Below are 3,893 nucleotides of genomic sequence, written 5' to 3'. Positions count from 1 at the left end.
AAAAGACAAACAGAGCTCCCAATTTTTTGCTTGTTGAGGGGTTCTTTTTTATATGCTGCTCATTCTATAAGACATCTTGCTGTCCCGGCTTATCCCGGTATGAATCAATAACTTTGAATGAACTGAACAATTTAGATATGATCTGGATAAAAGTGCTTTGAAAAATGGGATGATAGAAAGTTGGTTTTTAAAGATGAACATCAACAACATACACGATTTTAATTTAAACCAAGAAAATGACTTTTTAACGATACAAACAAAACTAAAAAAACATATCAATCTAGTAAAATCTATCAGTAAAGACGCTCTGCAAACCTGTGCGGGGGTTGATTTAGCTTATTGGTAGGAAGATGGTGAAGCGTTTGGTGTCTGCAGTATCAACGTGCTGGATTTTCATACGAAGCGTGTCATTGAAAAAGTACATAGTGCAGGAAAAATCGCTGTGCCTTATATCGCGGGGTTTCTTGCTTTTAGGGAGCTGCCGCTTATTATTAAGGCGGCTAAGAAGCTGACGATTGAACCGGATGTTTTTTTATTTGACGGGAATGGCTATCTCCATTTTAACCATATGGGGATTGCGACACATGCGGCGTTTTTTCTCGAAAAGCCAACGATCGGCATTGCGAAAACTTACTTGAAAATAAAACAAACTGATTTTGTGATGCCTGATAATAATTTCGGTGCTTATACTGATATTGTAATTGATGGCGAAGTCTACGGACGTGCGGTGCGGACAAGGCAAGATGTCAAACCGATATTTCTATCATGCGGACATTTGATTGATTTAGACAGCAGTTATGACATCGCGATGAGCTTGGTCAATCGAGAAAGCAGGCTGCCGATTCCGGTTCGGCTCGCGGATCTTGAGACTCATGCTTTACGTGCGTACTACAGAGAAAATCAAAAATTGATCGAGTAGAAGTTGATTTGCTGTTCCAGCTTGGAAACTAAAGCGATTTTTTATATGATAGTAAAGGAAAAATGAATCTAGAAAAGTTGTGATAATTGTGAATGAATTGAAGTTATCGAAAAGGCTGCAGACTGTGGCGAAATACATAACAAAAGGGGCGGTTGTCGCTGATATCGGGTCTGATCATGCGTATTTGCCTTGCTATTGTGTGCTGAATCGACTGGCAAGCGCCGCGATCGCCGGAGAAATCACAGATGGTCCTTTTCTTTCTGCGAAGCAGCAGGTTGAGAAATTGCAATTAAGTCCGCTCATATCCGTAAGGAAAGGCGACGGGCTTGAAGTGATTGAAAAGGGCGAAGCTGATGTGATCACGATTGCCGGAATGGGAGGCTCGCTCATTGCTCACATTCTAAAAGCGGGCAAGGATAAGCTCTCAGGTAAGGAACGTTTGGTTTTACAGCCGAATATCCACGCTCACCATATTAGAGAATGGCTCTATCAGGAAGGCTATGCACTGATCAATGAAGAAATCCTTGAGGAAGACGGCAAGTACTATGAGGTTCTCGTCGCGGAAGCGGGCGATCGGGATGCGGCTTACGATGGGATTTCCTTTGCGGCAGGCATGCTTGTCGGCCCATTTTTGGCCAAACAAAAAAATGCTGTTTTTATCAAAAAATGGTCGCAAGAACTGAAACATACGGAAAACATCTATCAACAAATTGAAGCGGCTCTTCCGAGTGCAGAAAATCAACAAAAATTGCTTGAACTGTCAAAACGGATAGAGGTCTTAAAGGAGGTACTTAGAAGATGACAAAAACGATAAACGGGCATGAAATCATCCAATTGTTTGAACAATTTTCACCAAAGTCATACGCCGTTGAAGGCGATAAAATCGGCCTGCAAATCGGCACGCTGAACAAAACGGTGTCCAATGTCATGGTCACGCTAGATGTTCTCGAAGAAACGGTTGATGAAGCGATTGCAAAGAACGTTGACTTAATCATTGCGCACCATCCGCCTGTTTTCAGGCCGCTGAAACATGTCATCACAGACCAGCCCGGCGGAAGGCTGATCGAAAAGTGCATCAAGCATGATATCGCCGTTTATGCGGCTCATACAAATCTCGATGTTGCTGACGGCGGTGTCAACGACATGCTTGCGGAAGCGCTGGAATTAAAGAACACAAAAGTGCTCGTTCCAACCTACGAAGAGCCACTGAAAAAACTCGCCGTCTATGTCCCGAAAGATTATGAAGAACAGGTGCGCGCAGCGCTTGGAGACGCCGGAGCCGGTCATATCGGCGCCTACAGCCACTGTGCGTTTTCTTCAGAAGGAGTCGGCAGCTTCAAGCCGCTGTCTGAAGCCGATCCTTTTATCGGCGAGCGGGGCGAGCTTGAACGGGTCGAAGAGGTAAGAATCGAGACCGTTTATCCGTCAGGTATTGAAAAATCCGTGATCAAAGCGATGAATGAGGCTCATCCGTATGAAGAAGTGGCCTTTGATATTTATCCCGTCGAGCAGAGTCCGCTTCGAAAAGGGCTGGGTCGTATCGGTGAATTGAATGAAGAGATGACACTCGAAGCATTTGCCCGTTATGTGAAAGAAAAGCTGGAGGCAAACGGAGCGCGGATGGTGGGCAAGTCTGATGCGAAAGTGAAGAAGGTCGCTGTATTAGGCGGCGACGGCAATAAATACATCCATCATGCAAAACGTATGGGCGCCGATGTATATGTAACAGGAGATCTTTATTTCCATACAGCGCACGATGCCATGATGATCGGGCTGAATGTGGTCGACCCTGGACATTATGCCGAACAAATCATGAAAAACGGAGTTGCGAAAAAGCTGACGGCGATGTGCCGAAAGAAAAAATACAATGTCGCCGTCTTTCCATCAGATACAAATACGAACCCGTTTACATTTTTATAAAAACAAAACCTGAAGCGATGGATGCTTCAGGTTTTTGCTTTTACTTTAGGCAAGATTTTTTGAAGAGGTACTTCGTGACTGATCTTCCATGTGGAAGGATCTTCACGATCGAATTGTTCTAAAAAGCGGATGACTTCTTTTGTAATCGGAGTCGGGGTCGATGCGCCGGCCGTTACAGCGACGGTTTCCACGCCGTCGAGCCATTCCAGCTTTAATTCGCTTAAATCGCCGATCCGGTATGCTTTCGTGCCTGCGATTTCCTCGGAGACCTGGGCGAGGCGATTCGAGTTATTGCTTTTCGGATCGCCGACAACGATTGTCAAGTCGGCTTTTTTCGCCTGTTCGGACACCGCTTCCTGACGCACCTGGGTGGCCAGACAAATCTCCTGGTGGAATTCAACATCCGGATATTTTTCTTTTACTTTTTCCATAATATCATGGACATCCCATTGGGACATCGTCGTTTGGTTCGTGACAATCAGTTTCTCCGCTTCAATGTCCAGCCTTTCCACGTCTTCTTCGGTTTCGACAAGATGAACGATATCCGGGGCGACACCGACCGCTCCTTCAGGCTCCGGGTGTCCTTTTTTTCCAATGTAGATGACGTGATAGCCTTCCGCTTTCATTTTTCGGATTAAATCGTGTGTTTTTGTCACATCAGGGCAGGTGGCGTCAATCGCGACAAGACCTTTATCCTCAGCTATTTTACGGACTTCGGGCGAAACGCCGTGAGCGGTGAAGATCACCGTTCCTTTGTCGACCTGATTCAAAATCTCAAGCCGGTTCGGACCGTCAAGCGTATAAATGCCCTCTTTTTCAAATGCGTCGGTGACATGTTTATTGTGAACGATCATTCCTAAAATATATATAGGTCTCGGCAGACTTTTATCGAGAGCCGCGTTTTTTGCGATGACCATGGCGTCGACGACACCGTAGCAATAGCCGCGCGGCGATATTTTAATTACGTTCATTCTTAGTCCTCCTATAAAGAAGTAAGAGCCGGGCATGATAAAAAGCCGTAAAAAACGGCTTATTTTTGCAGTCTCTATAGACC

Annotated in this window: 3 protein-coding genes and 1 pseudogene; 3 read left to right on the top strand and 1 reads right to left on the bottom strand. The window is 45.2% G+C overall.

Annotation, left to right across the window (positions count from 1 at the left end):
* The first annotated feature begins 193 nt into the window (after positions 1-193).
* The 3 genes and pseudogenes from C1T29_RS14795 (at position 194) to C1T29_RS14785 (ending at position 2,839) form a co-directional block, all read left to right on the top strand.
* A pseudogene (locus C1T29_RS14795) lies at positions 194-919 on the top strand (endonuclease V).
* A gap of 136 nt (positions 920-1,055) precedes the next feature.
* On the top strand, positions 1,056-1,721 hold the full coding sequence (locus tag C1T29_RS14790; RefSeq protein ID WP_230631872.1) for a tRNA (adenine(22)-N(1))-methyltransferase: 666 nt from the start codon (positions 1,056-1,058) through the stop codon (positions 1,719-1,721).
* The gene (locus tag C1T29_RS14785; protein WP_048350290.1) at positions 1,718-2,839 is read left to right on the top strand and encodes a Nif3-like dinuclear metal center hexameric protein; all 1,122 of its coding nucleotides are present in this window, start codon (positions 1,718-1,720) and stop codon (positions 2,837-2,839) included. Before C1T29_RS14790 ends, C1T29_RS14785 begins: the two co-directional genes overlap by 4 nt.
* Positions 2,840-2,865: 26 nt before the next feature.
* On the opposite strand, the gene C1T29_RS14780 is transcribed toward C1T29_RS14785, so the two are convergent.
* A complete protein-coding gene (locus C1T29_RS14780) occupies positions 2,866-3,810 on the bottom strand; it encodes a 4-hydroxy-3-methylbut-2-enyl diphosphate reductase (RefSeq protein WP_023855228.1) in 945 nt (314 codons plus the stop codon).
* Positions 3,811-3,893 lie beyond the last annotated feature (83 nt).

It is taken from the genome of Bacillus sp. MBGLi79, from assembly GCF_002953915.1.
This window is presented reverse-complemented; position numbering and strand designations above follow the sequence as displayed.

Bases quoted from the DNA above. Each gene is read 5' to 3' on its own strand.
- C1T29_RS14785 (WP_048350290.1), top strand. From the start codon at position 1,718: ATGACAAAAACGATAAACGGGCATGAAATCATCCAATTGTTTGAACAA.
- C1T29_RS14780 (WP_023855228.1), bottom strand. From the start codon at position 3,810: ATGAACGTAATTAAAATATCGCCGCGCGGCTATTGCTACGGTGTCGTC.